Consider the following 14,697-nt stretch of genomic DNA (forward strand, 5'->3'; position numbering starts at 1 on the left):
TGGTTTTTCTTTTCTTCGCCAAACGGCGCGCTCCGCGCGGGGGGTTTGCTCACTTCGCGCAGCTAATTTACGAAAACACAAAAATTAACAAAAACAAACCGCGACCCTAGTGTCTGCGTCCCTTCGCTTCGCTGCGGGCAACCTGCGGTGCTCGGTCCAGACGGGGTCAAAAACAACTCGCTTCGCTCAGACATGTTTTTGCCCTTATCCGTCTGGACCTGCGCTCCTCGGCGCAGACACAAGGGGCCCGGATATCGAACAGCCAAACAGCCGAAGACACAGCTCTGAATACCTGAAACCACAAGGACACGCCATGGCGTGTCCTTGTTTGGATTAATTTTTCTTTGGTATTTGTCTTCTGTTCCCGCTCCCGCTTGCCCCGTCCTGGCTGGGCCGAGGAGCGCAGAGACAAGCGGATCAGGGCAAAAACGTGTCTGAGCGAAGCGAGTTGTTTTTGACCCCGCTTGGCTCGAGCACCGCAGGTTGCCCGTAGCGCAGCGGAGGGACCCAGACTGCGGGTCGCCTTTCTTTTGCTTACTTTTCTTTGGCGAAGCAAAGAAAAGTAAGTCGCCCGCCGGGGCGAGACCCGGCCAGCCGATCTCAGCAGAGGAAAGAGGGAGAAGAGCGCGCAAGGCCGGAGCAAGACCCGGCCTCTTCTAAAGGCGCCTAGCCGCGCCCCCGGCGATCATTCCGCATCATCCGCTCCACCTGGTCGCGCAAAGCGGCCACCTCATTGCGCAGCTGGCGGCGTTCCTGCTTGGTCACTACGCCGTCTGACTTGAAATTGGCTTCGTGGCGCTCGATCATGCGTTCACGGCCGTGCAGCCTGCGCGCCTCGCGCTCGCTGATTCGGCCGGTGCGCACGCCTTCGTCGATGCGCTGGCTGATGTTGAACTGGCTGTTGTCCACGCCGGGGGTGTTTGGGTTGTAGCCCGGCTGGCCGACGACCACGTTGTTGGCGATCTTGCGTTCGACTTCAGCGCTCAGGCCTTCCAGGTCGGCCCGCAGTTGCTGGCGCTCCTGCGGCGTGGCATTGCCGTCGGACTTGTAGCGGTTCTCGCGCATGGAAATGTCGCGGTCGCGCGCGTACAGCTCCTGCGCCTCGGACGGCGTGATGCGGCCGGCCTGCATGCCCTGCTGGATGCGCGCGCTGATGGCCTGCTGCGCGTTGTCAATGCCCGGGGTGTTGGTGTTTTGCGCCATGGCCACGGTCGGGGCCATGCCCAGGCCGGCCACCAAGGCGCTCGCCAATAAAGAGGCGGTCAACAGTTTTGATGTCATGGAGTTCTCCTGCTTTCTGGATGGAATGGCCAGCAACCCGGAGGGCTGCTTGCGGTGGCCGAAGTGCCATCCCAGGTCGGGCAAGCGGCTCTCGGAGCTGCTCTGCTGAACTGCGGCCTTTCAGGGGCTGTTGTGCGGTCCAGTGCATAAAGTGTTTACCCGCGCGGGAGATTGCCGTGTAAGGCAAACGGATGTTCAGCCGGTACGAATGTCGCGTCTGCGAGCTCAGCCGGCACCGGACGGCCTCAGGCGTCACCCAGCCCTATGGGCGCCGGTGCCTCCATGACGATGCGCGAAAACAAGCGGTCATACACCGGATCCACCACGTGCCGACCGCCGAGCGGGTCGCGGTTTTCCAGAAACGCCGCGTCCAGTTCCTTCCAGTCGGCCTCACTGAGTACCTTTTCCGCTTCCGGCAGGATGACCGTCTCTTCCAGCCGCATGTGTTCCAGGTAAAAGTCCACATAGCGTTTGCAATGCAGCTCAAAGTCGGCTTTGCGCGGCTCGCCCAGCAGTTCCCAGGCCAGCAGCAGGTGCTGCAGTTCACGCACGGCCTTCTCGCCGCTCATGTGGTCGCGCTCGAGCCGCTCCACAACGGGCATGACCGCCGGCGCCAGGCGCACCACGCGCGGAAACAGCAGGTCCGATTCTTTCGGGTGGTGCAGGCGCTCGGGAAACTCGTCGATGTAAAACAGCATGGCCCGCAGCACGTCGAAAAACTTCTGCGCATGGTCGCCCGGGCCGCGCGCCACCATCATGGGCATGGAGCGCAGCATGGCGGAAAGGGAGGCGTGCTCATCGAGGATGATTTGCACGCAGGCATGTTTGTGAATGGCAGCCTCCGGTGGATGGTGATTCGTTCCACCAAGAATGCCAGCCGCCGCCGCTGCCGGCCTTGACGAAGATCAAGGCCGGCGCATCCGGCTGCGGCCTGCCGCCGGGGAAATGGATGCCCCGGGGCCGCCCTTCACGCGAGGCCTTGACCTGGGTCAAGCCGTTCGCCGGCCGCAGGCCTAGACTGAAAACGCTTCATTCCCGAGGGCCTCGGCGCAGGCGCCGCACAAGCTCTGGACCGCAAGGAGACTGCCATGTTCAACCATATCCTGTTACCCACCGACGGCTCGCCCGCTTCGGAACGCGCCATCACGCAGGCCGTGGCCTTCGCCAAGGACGCCGAGGCCAGGATCACGGGCCTGCATGTGATGCAGGAGTTCCATCTGCTGACCTACCAGGTGCAGATGCTGGAGAACACGCGGGAGCAATTCATCAGGGAATGCCAGGCGCGGGCGGATGTCTACCTGTCCGCGCTGAAAAAAGCCGCGGACAAGGAGGGCGTGCCCTGCGAGACCGTCTGCGTCACCGCCAACCAGCCGTTCGAAGCCATCGTCCGGATGGCGGAAGGCAAGGCTTGCGACCTGATCGTGATGGCTTCGCACGGCCGCAAGGGCATCGCCGGCTTCCTGCTGGGCAGCGAAACCCAGAAGGTGCTGTCACACAGCAAAAAACCGGTGCTGGTGCTGCACTGAAACCCATTTTCAAAAAGGAGTTCATCATGGAAAAAAATGCAGGCACCGCCGACCGGGCGGTGCGCATCGTGGCGGGGCTCGCCATCCTGGGCCTGTATTTTGTGGCGGAGCCCGCCTACCGATGGTGGGCGCTGCTGGGACTGATCCCTCTGGCGACGGGCCTGCTGGGCTGGTGTCCGGCATACACGCTGCTCGGCATACGGACCTGCGAAACCAGCCCGAAGTAAACCATCGCCCTGAGACGGACGTCAGGATTCGCCGGTCTTGCCGGAGCGCGGCGGCCGCGGGATTTTCTTGAACTTGATGAGCCGGTTGGTCTCGATCTTGTCTTTTTTGACCTGCCGCTCGGCATCCAGCAAGCGGCCCGCCGCCAGCCATTCGGCGAATTCGGCGGGTGTCTCCAGCGTGATGCGGCCCAGGGTGGCGGCGCGGAATTCGTGGATCACGATTTCGGCGGCTTTTTGCAGGTTGACGCGGCCCTTGGCCAGCACCGCGCCGCGCTTGCGGCCTATCGCCTCGAGCAATTGCTCGTCGGTGATGCCGGGCGCCACTTCCACTTTGTAACGCGCCTCCAGCAAGCCGGGGTAGTGCTTGATCAGGTAGTCCAGCAGCTCCAGTCCGACCTCTTCCTCGTCGAAAGCATTGCGGCCTATGGCGCCGCTGGCGGCGAGGTTGTAGCCGCTTTTGGCGACGATGATGCGCGGCCACAGCATGCCGGGCGTGTCCCACAAATAGAAGCCATCGGCCAGCACCAGGCGCTGCTCGACCTTGGTGATGCCGGCCTCGTCGCCGGTCTTGGTGGCGCGCTTGCCGGTCAGCGTGTTGATCAGCGTGGACTTGCCGACGTTGGGAATGCCGCAGATCAGCACGCGCATGGGCTTGACCATGCTGCCGCGCGTGGGCGCGAGCGCGTGGCAGGCGTCAATGAGGCGGCGCGCGGGCGTGGTTTCGCTGGCGTCCAGCTCGATGGCGCGGGTATTGGGCAGGCTGTTGTAATGCTCCAGCCACAGCGGCGTGCGCGCGGGGTCGGCCAGGTCGCGCTTGTTGAGCACCTTGAGGGCGGGCTTGCCGCTGGTGAGTTCGGCCAGCATGGGATTGGCGCTGGAGCCGGGCAGGCGCGCGTCCAGCAGCTCAATGACCACATCAATTTCCTTGATGCGCTCTTGAATGGCTTTTTTGGTCAGATGCATGTGACCGGGAAACCACTGGATGGCCATCGGGAATCTCTCTTTTGTTTGCTTGTTTGCGGGTTCAGGGCCAGGGGCCTCCAGGCCCCTGCGATCCCCCAATTGTCGCCGCTGCGGGCAGCCCGGTACCAGACTGGGTATGGGGCGGTCAGCGGGCACAATCAGTGGGGGCCGCGGGACTGGCTTTGCCAGACCGCAGGCACCGCCCCCTCGAGGGGGGAACAGGCTACACGCAGTGAGCCTGGACGGGGGCGCTTGTTAATAACTGCTTAATGGCTCCCCGGCACGATAGCTGCATGGGACAAGCGGGCCGGGGATAACCAGGCCAGCCACAACAACAGCGACCGAAAGAGGCTATTCCTGTGCACCTGCTGCTGGTAGAAGACGACGCCATGCTGGCCGAAGCGGTGTGCGACGCCGCGCGCCAGATTGCCTGGACGGTGGACCATGTGGGCGACGCCCCCTCCGCCAGGCTGGCGCTGGCCGACCATGTCTACGAGGCCGTACTGCTGGACCTGGGCCTGCCGGGCGATTCGGGGCTGACGGTGCTGCGGGCCCTGCGCGGGCGCTACGACGTGACGCCGGTGCTGATTCTGACGGCGCGCGGCCAGCTCAGCGAGCGCATCCAGGGGCTGGATGCGGGCGCCGACGATTACCTCGTGAAACCCTTCCAGGTCGATGAACTCTGGGCGCGGGTGCGCGCCGTGATGCGCCGCAGCCAGGGCAAGGTGGTGCCGGTGCACACCTATGGCGACATCAGCCTGGACCGCAGCAAGCGCGCCGTCACACGCGCCGGCGTGCGCGTGGCCCTGAGCGCGCATGAATACCGCACGCTGCTGGCCTTGCTGGAGCGGCCCGGCCATGTGGTCACGCGCGACCACCTGGAGGACGTGGTCTATGGCAACACCACGGCGATCGAGAGCAACACCATCGCGGTCTTCATCCACCAGCTGCGGCGCAAGCTGGGTGAGCACCTGATCACCACGGTGCACGGCCAGGGTTACATGATCGGCGAGGCCAGGCCGTGACGCTGTGTCCCGTCAAGTCGCTCAAAGGGCGCGTGCTGCTGGTGCTGGGCCTGGCCCTCACGCTGTGCTGGGCCGGCGCGCTCAGCGTGCTGCTGGCCTATACCTTGCGCGGCGAGAGCGGCCTCTGGGACAGCAAACTGCAGGCCATAGGCACCAAGATCCTGACAGCAATTCCCAGAAACGCGAAGCTCAAACCCTCATTTGACCAGGGGCTGCAATTGCGCGACGAGAACATGCCGCGCTACGTCGACCTGACCTTCCAGGTATGGGCGAACCGCAAGAACCTGATCGTGCGGGCACCGGATTCGCCATGGGTCCCGTTGCTGCCGTCCTTCGGAGACGGCTTTACCAGTTCCACCGTCAACGGCGAGCGCTGGCGCGTCTTCTCGGTATCCGACAGCACCGGCGAAGTCAGCGTACAGGTGGCGGTGCGGCACAGCGTGATCGACAAGGAAATACAGCACAAGATTTTCGCGATGATGGGCCTGACAATGCTGCTGCTGACGGTGGCCGGCCTGCTGATGTGGTTCGCGGTGGGCAAATCTCTGCGCCCCCTGACGGCACTGGAAGCGGCGGTGCGCAGCCGCCGCAAGTTTGACCTCACGCCGCTGCCGGTGGCACAGCTGCCCGCCGAGATCCGGCCGCTGGTCGAGTCCTTCAACCACCTGCTGGACCAACTGGACCAGGCCATGCAGGGCGAGCGGCGTTTTATCGGCGACGCGGCCCATGAGCTGCGCACGCCTTTGTCGGCCCTGCAGGCGCAGGCCCAGGTGGCCTTGCGCGCTACCACGCTGCAGGACAAGGATGCCGCGCTGGTCAAGCTTCTGGCCGTGGCCGAACGCAGCACGCGATTGTCGGACCAGTTGCTGGACCTGGCGCGCATGGACGCGGGTGTGCATGGGCCGCAAAAAAGCCTGGCCGACCTCAGCGAGTTGATCCTGCATGTGAGCCAGGAGTTCGACATGCAGGCGCAGCAGCAGCGCCGCGCCATCATCCTGGCACTCACGCCCTGCCCGATTGAATGCGACGTCGACGAAATCGGCATCCTGCTGCGCAACCTGCTGGACAACGCGTTGCGCTACACCGCCGAGGGCGGGCGCGTGAAGCTCAGCTGCGGCTACCGCAACGATGCCGGTGGGGAGCGAGTTTGCCTGGAGGTGGCCGACGACGGCCCCGGCGTGCCCGAGGCCGAGCATGAGGCGATTTTTCGTCGCTTCCATCGCGTCGCCGGCAACGGCGGGCGCGGCAGCGGCATAGGCCTGTCGCTGGTGGCCGGCATCGCGCAGCTGCACGAGGCGACCATCGAGACCGGGGTAGGTCTGGACGGCAAGGGCTTCAGCGTGCGGGTGCTGTTTCCGCTGCCGGCCGGTGGGGCCGGCTCAGCCGGCTTAACCGGGGTAAGCGCGGTGCCTGCGCAACCAGCTTAAGGCATGTATCCAGCCGCGCCAGGCGGCTTTCTTCATGATCTTCATGAGATAGAGGGTGTCGGCTTGCATATTTGCTAACTCCTTCATGTAAGAACTGCGGGAACTTGAAGCGAGGGGCCGCGGCCCGGTAGGACCCCTTAGAAGCGATACAGATACCCAACACGCACACCGCTCTGGCTGGAGCGGTCAACCAGCGGGCTGTCCTTGATGCTGGAGCCCAGTTTGGTGGTGCTCATATCCAGGAAGAGGCTCTGGTGCGGCGCCAGCGCATAGCCCACGCGCAGCCCGGCTTCCAGGTTGACGGCCGAGCCGCCCCGGTAAAAGGGCCGGCCGGCGCGCACTTCGGCGGCATTCACGCCGTAGTAATAAGAGACGTATTTGTCGTCGAGCCGGGTCGCGGCCAGGCGCGGCGTGATGTCGAAACTGCCCGCCTGGAAGCGGCGGTCCACCATCAGCCTCAACTTCGTGCCCTTGCTGTTGCCCGAAGCGTCGCCCAGCAGTTCGGCCGAGAGGTTGGCGATGTCGTTGCGCCAGACGGCGGCGCCGCCCAGCCAGATGCCGTCCTTGCGCTCGTCCATGCCGGCCAGGAAAGGCGAGTCCGAGGCCTCGTAGCCTTCCATCGAATACCGCGCGCGCAGGCGGAATGACACCGGGCCGGCCGAGGGCAGTTTCAGATCGAGGCCGAGGCCGGCGACGCTGATCCACTTGTTCTCATAGCTGAGCAGCGGGAGCAGCCTGGTCTTGTTGTCAAAGTCGCGGTAGGGCTTGCGCTCCATGCCGACACCCAGGCCCAGCCCCCAGGGGGATTCACCCTCGGCCTGCGCGGGCTTGGGCTGGGCGGCGGCCGGTTGCTGCGCCAGGGCCGCGAACAGGAACAGCGAAAAGAGCGGCAGCGAGGCCTTGGCCGCTGCCGCGCCCGGGCGGGCTGGCGCCGGTTTCGCGGAGGGTTTGGCGGCGGGTCGCGATGGGCGGGATGTCATCTTCAGGTTCTCCAGGTGGGTTGAGCTGGAGCGGATGATGCCGATGCGAATTTAAGGACTTCTTAGGGGTATTAAGAAATCATTAAGGGCGGCCGGGCTCGCCGCGTACCCACCGGGGCGCGATGGAGGACAATCGGGGTATCGCAGCTGCGGGCCCACCGGAACGCAGCAACGCACACCAGGGCCGCAAGCAAGCCGCCCCGCAATCCACCCACACATCGAGCCTTCATGCCCTTACCCGCCGCCCCTGAACAGAAACCCGTGGTTCCCGCCCGCCGCCAGGCCGCCGCCGACCTCAAGGCCAACAACGAAGTGTTGATCAAAGGCATTCTCTGCACGCTGATAGGTTTGGGCGTGCTGGTCTCGCCCTACTTCATCACCTCGCCAGGCATGCAGGGCATCGTCGCCAGGTCGTCGCTGGTGGGCTGGTTCGCGCTGGTGCTGGGCTGCGCTTTTGTGGGCCTCTATGCGCGCAGGCGCATGGCGGCAAACGCCAAAGCCTGACGTTTACCTGGGCCCATGCCTGACACGGACCGCGACGCCGCGCTGGCGATGTTTGCCGATTTGCAGCGGCAGGCGGCCGCCGCCGGCATCACGCTGCGGCAACCACCGGCCGAGCCCGACAGCTGCTGCGGCCGCGGCTGCAACGGCTGCGTCTGGGAAGGCTGGTACGACGCGGTGGACTACTGGCGCGAAGAGGCCCTGTTAAAGCTCGAGGACTGAGTGCAAGGCGCCGGTCCCCGGGCTGCGCCCAGGGACACCAGGTAGATCAGATGGCCACGGCCTCGCGGCCCGGCACGCCCAGGCGTTCGGCCGAGACATACTGCTGGCGGTAAATCTCGAAGGGCATGGTGTCCGAGGCTTCGATTTTCTTTTGCGCCTGGATGGACTCCTCGGTCAGCGCGGCAAAGTGCGCGATCTCGTCCGCGCTCAGCGGCAGCGCCTGCAGCAGGGCCTGGGTTTTCTGGGACTGCGCGCGCGCGAAGCCGACGAAGGAGTTGCCGTGATCGCGGGCCATGGCCGCCAGCACGCGGGCCGAGGGCAAGGTGGATGGGTCGAGCAAGGCGGCGCTTGCGGCCGTCAGCGTATCGCTGTACTGCGTGCCGCCGTGCGCGGCGTCCAGCGCGGCGGCAATGGGCGCGCATTGCGCCAGCACCTCGGCACCCCAGCCCGTCAGCGTGACTTCCTGCCCGCCACGCTTGAGCTTGAGGCCCGGCTCGCGGCCGCGCGCCGCGGTCTGGTGCTGGTTGTGCTTGAGCTCGGCGATTTCCTGCGGCGTGTCATTCGGGCTGTCGCTGAGCAGGCAGTGCAGTAAAAACACATCGAGAAAACGCATGGTCTGCGCATTGATGCCGACGGGCTCAAACGGGTCCAGGTCCATCAGGCGCACCTCGATGTACTCGACGCCGCGCTCGCGCAGCGCATGCAGCGGACGCTCGCCGGGATAAATGACGCGCTTGGGGCGAATGGTGCCGTAGAACTCGTTTTCGATCTGCAGCAGCGTGGTGGCCAGCTGGTTGTAGTCGCCGCCGGGGTTGCGGATGCCGACCGCCTCGTAGGCCGGGTAAGGCCGGGTCAGCGCGTCCTGCAGCGAGGCGCCGTAGCCGTTCAGGCTGTTGTAGCTCACGGCCAGCGAGGCCTGCGCATCGCTCTGGTAGCCCAAGCGCCCCATGCGCAGCGAGGTGCCGTGAGGCATATACATGGTGCTGCCGCTCAGGGTCTGCAGCTCATGCTGGCGGCCCTCGACAAAGCTCGAACACACGGCGGGCGAGGCACCGAACAGGTAGAGCAGCAAAAACGCCTGGCGGCGGAAGTTACGGATCAGCGCGAAGTACTGCTCGCTGCTCACACCGGGCAGCGACCAGTTGTAGTGGATGCCCGAGATCGTCTGCATGCGCCGGCCGTAGCGGTGCGACAGGCCCATGCGGTAAACGCTTTTGGCGCGCCCGACATTGGAGGAGCCGAAACGCGCGATCGGAATGGTTTCGTCGGTCGGCAGGCCGCAGGGCATGCTGGAGACCCAGAGCATTTCGTCGCCCAGCGCCTTCATGGTGCGGTAGGTGAACTGGTGCAGCCGCGTGAGCTCCTGTAGCGCGGCTTCGGGGCTTTTGTGCGCGCCCGTGACCAGCTCCACCTGCGACTCGCTGAAATCGGTGGTGATGGTCGGGTGCGTGAGGGCCGAACCCAGGGCGGCGGGATGCGGCGTCAAGGCCAGGCCGCCGCCAGGCTGGGCGCGCAGGCTTTCCTTCTCGATGCCGCGGCGCATGCCCTGGAGCCGGTCCGGAGTCAGCGCTTTCAGGCGGCCCTGTAGCGCGCCCGCGGGCGCCTGCAACTTGGTCATATCGTCATTCCCCCAGGTTCTTGAAACTGGCTGGAAGTTATCACAGCCCGCCGCTTTGCGCTGGTGCGGGCGGGCTTGCCAGCACAAGCCGGGTGGAGTCTGGCCGCCCGGCCGGCAAGCCGGCCGGATTTCGGCCAGGCACACGCGTTTGCGGCACAAATACACACTTTAGCCATTTGAATGTGGAAAGCGAGCGACGCGGTCAGGCCTGGCTGTCGAAACTTCCTTGACTTGTCGGTCAAGCTGGACGACGATAAAAAACATTCAGTAACACCTGTGTTTCAGGTCACAAGCCTCCAAAAATCTTTGATTTTTCAGGGGGAAATTCTCCTGAAACTGCCATGAGTGCGCGCCAAAATGAAAAAATTGATAACTTCGCTGTTCGGCGGATCCCGCCATGGAAATGCGGCCAAACACACACCCGCCTCGGGCCGGGACAACCCGCTGACCATTGAGGACGGCTCGGACAACGCCACGCGCCGCCAGCTGGTGCAGGTGCTGCTGCGCGATGCGCTGCGCAAATACGGCATACCGCCGCGCTGGATCGACTGCCAGATGCTGCTGGTAAACAGCCGCAGCAAGGGCCAGGGCATGTATGTGCGCCTGGTCGTGCGGGAATGGGACGAGCGCCTGATGGACTACGCATACGCCTTCCAGAACGCGCTCATGGTCGAGATCACCCGCTTTGAACCCCAGGCCGCCCATTGGCTGCACGGCATTTCATGGCAGCTGGACATCGCGGACACCTGCCCCTACCGCAGCATGCCCGACAAATCGTATTGGGCCGACCCGGTCGTCGCCAAGCCCGCTCCCCGCATGGCGCCGCCGCGCGCCGGCCAGCCCCTGATCCAGCCCGTCCCAGCGGCAAGCGCGCCGATGACCGCGGCCGCCGCCGCCGCAGCCGCCGCGCCCATACTTGCATCACTGGCCCAGGCCCAGCCGCCGCAAACGCCTCAAACGCCGCAAGCGGAACAAGCCGCGCTGGCCGCGGCCGCGCCCGCAGCAGCCGACAACGATGCCATGAAGGACCTGGAACGCCTGTTTCGCATCCGCGACCAGGAACTGGGCATCAAGACCGATGGCGCGATCGGTCCGGTCGGCTACGAAGCCACCCAGCCTTCGCCGCTGTAAGGCCGCCAGGCGGCCGTCCCGCCAACACACGGCAGCCGCATCCCCGCGGCGCCCGCGCGAAACCGCTCCCGTTTCGCGCCGAATGACATCGCACACGATTTCCAGCAATCAAAGTCCGGCAGCGGACAATTGACCCGCGCCGGCGCGGCGGCCTCCAGTACGGTCCGGATGTTCCTTCCAAACATCCGGATCAGCCGCCATGAATTTGCAGCACCAGGCTGCGGCCGCCCCTGCCGCGACCACGCCCCAGCGCCTCGACAACGCTCCCTTGCAAGCCGCCCCACCGGCCGGCACGCGCCGTCTCTCAACCTGCCCGCTACCGCGCGGGCTCACCCTGGTCGAATTGCTGGTGGCCCTGGCCATCATCGCGATTGTGGCGGGCTTTGCGATTCCGTCCTTCCTGGGATTGGTCGCCAGCACCCGTGTCTCCGCAACCGTCAACGCCTTCGTGGCCGACACCCACTATGCCCGCGGCGAAGCCATACGGCGCGGGAAAACCGTCACCATTTGCCGAAGCGCCGATCCGGTGGCCCACCCGCCCAAATGCTCCAGCGGGAACGGCGCGGCCGTCGGCGGCTGGCGGGAGGGCTGGTTTGTTTTTACCGACGAAGACAGCGACGGCGCCTTCGACAGCGGCACCGATACCGTGATGCGCATCCAGGAGGCCTTCGCGAACGCCGGGAGTTTCCTGGCGGTCAACCACGCGGGCAGCCCCGTCAACAATCGCAACTACATCAGCTTTGATGCCACCGGCCGCGCCGTGGGCCTGCAAGCCCGCTGGCTGGTGCAGGCGGAGGGCGCCCTCTCCACCAACAGCAGCTACACCCGCACCCTGTGCATGAATATGGGAGGCCGGGTGCGCGTGCAGGCAGGTGAGGCCCCCTGCGCCTGAATAGCCTGGGCGTCCTGCAGCGCGCCCGCGGCTGGTGTACGCTTGGGTCGATGAGCCCTCCGCCCGCATCCACCACCCCCGCACAACTTCACCCCCAGGATTCCTCCTCACTCGTTGACTCGCGCTATGCCGTGATGCGGCTGATGGTCACACTGGCCCTGATGACCGTGGGCGCCTGCGGCATGTATGTGGTCGCCGTAGTGCTGCCGGCGGTACAGGCCGAGTTCGGCGTCACGCGTGCCGATGCCTCCATTCCCTACACCTTGCTGATGATAGGTTTCGGCGTGGGCGGCGTGATGATGGGCCGGCTCGCCGACCGTTTCGGCGTGATGGTGCCGTTGCTCATAGGCGCGACGGGCCTGGGCCTGGGTTTTGCGCTGGCGGCCACGGCCGGCAATATCTGGATGTTTTCGCTGGCGCATGGCTTGCTGATCGGCTTTCTCGGGTCAGCCGCCACCTTTGCGCCCTTGCTGGCCGACACCTCTTTGTGGTTTGTGCGCCGGCGCGGTTTTGCCGTGGCGGTGTGCGCCAGCGGCAACTACCTGGGCGGCGCGATCTGGCCGCCCATCGTGCAGCATTTTGTGGAAAGCGTGGGCTGGCGGCAGACCTACCTCGGCTTGGGCATTTTCAGTTTCGTGGCCATGGCCGGGCTGGCCCTGCTGATGCGCAAGCGCCCGCCCTTGGCCGTGGCTTCCAGCGTGGGCAACAGCGGCCTGCCGGCCACCGCCAGCAGCATGCCTTTCGGCTTGAGCCCTGGCGCGGCGCAAACACTGCTGTGCGTGGCCAGCGTGGCCTGCTGCGTGGCCATGGCCATGCCGCAGGTGCACATCGTGTCTTATTGTACCGACCTGGGCTACGGCGCGGCGCGCGGCGCCGAAATGCTGTCGCTGATGCTGGCCTGCGGCGTGGTCAGCCGCCTGGTGTCGGGCGCGATCTGCGACCGCATAGGCGGGCTGCGCACCTTGATGCTGGGCTCGGTGCTGCAGGGCATCGCGCTGCTGCTGTTCCTGCCTTTTGACGGGCTGGTGTCGCTGTATGTCATCGCCGCGCTCTTTGGCCTTTTCCAGGGCGGCCTCGTGCCGGCCTACGCCATCATCGTGCGCGAATACTTCGAACCCGCCGAGGCCGGCGCGCGCGTGGGCACGGTCATCATGGCGTCCCTGCTGGGCATGGCACTGGGCGGCTGGATGTCAGGCAAGGTGTTCGACCTGACCGGCTCCTACCATGCGGCTTTTCTCAACGGCGTGGCCTGGAATCTGCTGAACTTCAGCATCGCGTTTTTCCTGCTGTGGCGCGTACGGCGCATGGCGCGGGATGCGCGGACGGCCCAGCCGGCTTGAGCCAATGTCCTTACGCCAGGACTTTTAGCAGCCACTTCTCGAGGTCGACGATTTCCTGCGGGCACACCGAGTGCTCCATCGGGTACTCATGCCATTCAACCGGGTAGCCCATGGCCGTGAGCGCGTCGCGCGTGGCGCTGGCGCGCGGCAACACGACCACGCCGTCATACGTGCCATGGGCCAGGAAGATGGGCACATCCCGGTTGGCGGCGCTGCGCTCACCGGCGGTCTTGTCGGCCAGCGGCAGGTAACCCGACAGCCCCGCGATGCCGGCCAGCCGCTCGCGGTGGCGCAGGCCCGTCATCAGCGCCATGGCGCAGCCCTGCGAGAAGCCCGCGATCACGATGCGGCTGGCGGGAATGCCGCGCGATGTTTCATGGGCGATCAGCGCCTCGATGTCGACCTGCGACTTGCGCAGCCCGGCCTCGTCCTGCCGGCTCACCAGGTCGGCGCCCAGCAGGTCGTACCAGGCCGGCATGACGTAGCCGCCGTTGATGGTCACGGGAATCGAGGGCGCGCTCGGGAACAGGAAACGCACAGGGCCCACGCTGGAGAGATTGAGCTGCTCGGCAATCGGCACGAAGTCGCGCCCGTCCGCCCCCAGGCCGTGCATGATGAGGATGGTGGCGACGGGGTTGTCGCCCGTCTGGGCTTCAAGGACTTCGAGTGGCATGGGGTGATGTATCCAGGTGGTTCATGTAACAGCTGCGGGGAATTTTAGGCGCCTCCGCCTGCCCGCCCTCTTTTTGTTTAAGGCCAGCCTAAGCTGACCCGAGAACAATGGTTTGCGGCCGCACTGAGCAGCTGGCGATTGGGCTACGGTGTGGCGACAATATGAAACAGCGCATCCAATTGCCGCCCTGAAAAAGCCAAACCATGCTGACCATCACAGAACTGGTTCACGCGATTGACGAAGGGACCCTGCAGGACGCCGACCGGCGAAGCCTGCTGGCGGCAGCGACCGGCATCGCCGCCGGCGCCGGCCTGCTGGCCGCCGCCTATCCTTTTGCCGCCAGCCTGGCGCCTTCTGAGGCGGCACGCGCCGAGGGCGGCCCGGTGCTTGCGGATATTTCCACGCTGGCAACGGGGGAGCTGCGCACAGTGGCCTGGCGTGGCAAGCCCGTCTGGCTGATGCGCCGCAGCGACGAGATGGTGCGCGCGCTGCAACAGGCCAACCCGGTGCTGGCGGACCCGCAGTCCGAGCGCTCCGAGCAACCCAAATCCTGCGCCAACGCAACCCGTTCCGAGCGCCCTGAGATCCTGGTGGCTGTGGGGGTGTGCACCCACTTGGGCTGCTCGCCGACCCTGCGCCTGGATGACAGCGCGCTCAATGCCGAGCTGCACGCGCCCGGCGGATTTTTTTGCCCCTGCCACGGCTCCCGCTTCGACCTGGCCGGTCGCGTGGTGAAAAACGTGCCGGCGCCGACCAACCTGGAGATTCCGCCCTACCAGTTCATCGGCGATTCCCAGCTGCAGATCGGCTAGCCAACCAGCCGGCCCTACGGGCAAGCGCCCTTGTGAGCAGTCCTGCGGCTTGCTAGTATTTCCCGTCAGCATTTTCTGA

The 14,697-nt window shown here is 65.5% G+C and carries 16 protein-coding genes; 10 read left to right on the plus strand and 6 right to left on the minus strand.

Annotated elements, in window-relative coordinates; genetic code table 11:
• Positions 1 to 666 precede the first annotated feature (666 nt).
• Both ACEN8I_RS22405 and ACEN8I_RS22410 read right to left on the minus strand, forming a co-directional pair.
• Entirely contained in the window at positions 667 to 1,281 is a 615-nt protein-coding gene (locus ACEN8I_RS22405; protein WP_413330834.1) for a hypothetical protein, read from the minus strand.
• 245 nt (positions 1,282 to 1,526) lie between these two features.
• The gene (locus tag ACEN8I_RS22410) at positions 1,527 to 2,096 is read right to left on the minus strand and encodes a hemerythrin domain-containing protein (RefSeq protein WP_413330835.1); all 570 of its coding nucleotides are present in this window, start codon (positions 2,094 to 2,096) and stop codon (positions 1,527 to 1,529) included.
• Positions 2,097 to 2,369: 273 nt separating this feature from the next.
• On the opposite strand from ACEN8I_RS22410, the gene ACEN8I_RS22415 reads away from it, so the two are divergent.
• Both ACEN8I_RS22415 and ACEN8I_RS22420 read left to right on the plus strand, forming a co-directional pair.
• Positions 2,370 to 2,807 (plus strand): universal stress protein, encoded by a 438-nt coding sequence (locus tag ACEN8I_RS22415; protein WP_413330836.1) that lies wholly within the window; start codon positions 2,370 to 2,372, stop codon positions 2,805 to 2,807.
• Between the two features lie 26 nt (positions 2,808 to 2,833).
• Positions 2,834 to 3,034, plus strand: a complete 201-nt coding sequence (locus ACEN8I_RS22420; RefSeq protein WP_413330837.1) for a DUF2892 domain-containing protein — start codon at positions 2,834 to 2,836, stop codon at positions 3,032 to 3,034.
• Between the two features lie 21 nt (positions 3,035 to 3,055).
• Here ACEN8I_RS22420 and ylqF read toward each other — a convergent pair whose 3' ends face one another.
• Positions 3,056 to 4,024: a ribosome biogenesis GTPase YlqF gene (gene ylqF / locus ACEN8I_RS22425; RefSeq protein WP_413330838.1), complete on the minus strand. Its 969-nt coding sequence runs from the start codon at positions 4,022 to 4,024 to the stop codon at positions 3,056 to 3,058.
• A gap of 332 nt (positions 4,025 to 4,356) precedes the next feature.
• On the opposite strand from ylqF, the gene ACEN8I_RS22430 reads away from it, so the two are divergent.
• The gene (locus tag ACEN8I_RS22430; protein WP_413330839.1) at positions 4,357 to 5,022 is read left to right on the plus strand and encodes a response regulator transcription factor; all 666 of its coding nucleotides are present in this window, start codon (positions 4,357 to 4,359) and stop codon (positions 5,020 to 5,022) included.
• A complete protein-coding gene (locus ACEN8I_RS22435) occupies positions 5,019 to 6,449 on the plus strand; it encodes an ATP-binding protein (RefSeq protein WP_413330841.1) in 1,431 nt (476 codons plus the stop codon). Before ACEN8I_RS22430 ends, ACEN8I_RS22435 begins: the two co-directional genes overlap by 4 nt.
• 137 nt (positions 6,450 to 6,586) lie before the next feature.
• On the opposite strand, the gene ACEN8I_RS22440 is transcribed toward ACEN8I_RS22435, so the two are convergent.
• A complete protein-coding gene (locus tag ACEN8I_RS22440) occupies positions 6,587 to 7,429 on the minus strand; it encodes a MipA/OmpV family protein (RefSeq protein ID WP_413330843.1) in 843 nt (280 codons plus the stop codon).
• Positions 7,430 to 7,657: 228 nt separating this feature from the next.
• Here ACEN8I_RS22440 and ACEN8I_RS22445 point away from each other — a divergent pair, with 228 nt between their 5' ends.
• The gene (locus tag ACEN8I_RS22445) at positions 7,658 to 7,933 is read left to right on the plus strand and encodes a hypothetical protein (RefSeq protein ID WP_413330845.1); all 276 of its coding nucleotides are present in this window, start codon (positions 7,658 to 7,660) and stop codon (positions 7,931 to 7,933) included.
• Positions 7,934 to 7,948: 15 nt separating this feature from the next.
• The gene (locus ACEN8I_RS22450; protein WP_413330846.1) at positions 7,949 to 8,152 is read left to right on the plus strand and encodes an oxidoreductase-like domain-containing protein; all 204 of its coding nucleotides are present in this window, start codon (positions 7,949 to 7,951) and stop codon (positions 8,150 to 8,152) included.
• A 46-nt stretch (positions 8,153 to 8,198) separates the two neighbouring features.
• On the opposite strand, the gene gshA is transcribed toward ACEN8I_RS22450, so the two are convergent.
• Complete coding sequence (gshA, locus tag ACEN8I_RS22455) at positions 8,199 to 9,770, minus strand: glutamate--cysteine ligase (protein WP_413330847.1); 1,572 nt, start codon at positions 9,768 to 9,770, stop codon at positions 8,199 to 8,201.
• Between the two features lie 357 nt (positions 9,771 to 10,127).
• On the opposite strand from gshA, the gene ACEN8I_RS22460 reads away from it, so the two are divergent.
• From ACEN8I_RS22460 to ACEN8I_RS22470, 3 genes are all read left to right on the plus strand, one after another.
• A complete protein-coding gene (locus ACEN8I_RS22460) occupies positions 10,128 to 10,901 on the plus strand; it encodes a hypothetical protein (RefSeq protein ID WP_413330848.1) in 774 nt (257 codons plus the stop codon).
• A gap of 199 nt (positions 10,902 to 11,100) precedes the next feature.
• Positions 11,101 to 11,793 (plus strand): GspH/FimT family pseudopilin, encoded by a 693-nt coding sequence (locus tag ACEN8I_RS22465; protein ID WP_413330849.1) that lies wholly within the window; start codon positions 11,101 to 11,103, stop codon positions 11,791 to 11,793.
• A gap of 50 nt (positions 11,794 to 11,843) precedes the next feature.
• Entirely contained in the window at positions 11,844 to 13,133 is a 1,290-nt protein-coding gene (locus ACEN8I_RS22470; RefSeq protein WP_413330850.1) for an MFS transporter, read from the plus strand.
• Between the two features lie 10 nt (positions 13,134 to 13,143).
• Here the strand turns inward: ACEN8I_RS22470 and ACEN8I_RS22475 are convergent, their stop codons facing one another.
• Entirely contained in the window at positions 13,144 to 13,806 is a 663-nt protein-coding gene (locus tag ACEN8I_RS22475; protein ID WP_413330851.1) for an alpha/beta hydrolase, read from the minus strand.
• Positions 13,807 to 14,009: 203 nt separating this feature from the next.
• Between ACEN8I_RS22475 and petA the strand changes: the two genes are divergently transcribed.
• The gene (gene petA / locus ACEN8I_RS22480) at positions 14,010 to 14,618 is read left to right on the plus strand and encodes a ubiquinol-cytochrome c reductase iron-sulfur subunit (RefSeq protein ID WP_413330852.1); all 609 of its coding nucleotides are present in this window, start codon (positions 14,010 to 14,012) and stop codon (positions 14,616 to 14,618) included.
• Positions 14,619 to 14,697 lie beyond the last annotated feature (79 nt).

The sequence above is a fragment of the Polaromonas sp. CT11-55 genome (assembly GCF_047303325.1).
Classification (GTDB): domain Bacteria; phylum Pseudomonadota; class Gammaproteobacteria; order Burkholderiales; family Burkholderiaceae_C; genus Polaromonas.

Coding starts and splice junctions, on each gene's coding strand:
- ACEN8I_RS22450 (WP_413330846.1), top strand. CDS start 7,949: ATGCCTGACACGGACCGCGACGCCGCGCTGGCGATGTTTGCCGATTTG.
- ACEN8I_RS22415 (WP_413330836.1), top strand. CDS start 2,370: ATGTTCAACCATATCCTGTTACCCACCGACGGCTCGCCCGCTTCGGAA.
- ylqF (WP_413330838.1), bottom strand. CDS start 4,024: ATGGCCATCCAGTGGTTTCCCGGTCACATGCATCTGACCAAAAAAGCC.
- ACEN8I_RS22405 (WP_413330834.1), bottom strand. CDS start 1,281: ATGACATCAAAACTGTTGACCGCCTCTTTATTGGCGAGCGCCTTGGTG.
- ACEN8I_RS22445 (WP_413330845.1), top strand. CDS start 7,658: ATGCCCTTACCCGCCGCCCCTGAACAGAAACCCGTGGTTCCCGCCCGC.
- gshA (WP_413330847.1), bottom strand. CDS start 9,770: ATGACCAAGTTGCAGGCGCCCGCGGGCGCGCTACAGGGCCGCCTGAAA.
- ACEN8I_RS22475 (WP_413330851.1), bottom strand. CDS start 13,806: ATGCCACTCGAAGTCCTTGAAGCCCAGACGGGCGACAACCCCGTCGCC.
- ACEN8I_RS22440 (WP_413330843.1), bottom strand. CDS start 7,429: ATGACATCCCGCCCATCGCGACCCGCCGCCAAACCCTCCGCGAAACCG.
- ACEN8I_RS22465 (WP_413330849.1), top strand. CDS start 11,101: ATGAATTTGCAGCACCAGGCTGCGGCCGCCCCTGCCGCGACCACGCCC.
- ACEN8I_RS22470 (WP_413330850.1), top strand. CDS start 11,844: ATGAGCCCTCCGCCCGCATCCACCACCCCCGCACAACTTCACCCCCAG.
- ACEN8I_RS22460 (WP_413330848.1), top strand. CDS start 10,128: ATGAAAAAATTGATAACTTCGCTGTTCGGCGGATCCCGCCATGGAAAT.
- petA (WP_413330852.1), top strand. CDS start 14,010: ATGCTGACCATCACAGAACTGGTTCACGCGATTGACGAAGGGACCCTG.
- ACEN8I_RS22420 (WP_413330837.1), top strand. CDS start 2,834: ATGGAAAAAAATGCAGGCACCGCCGACCGGGCGGTGCGCATCGTGGCG.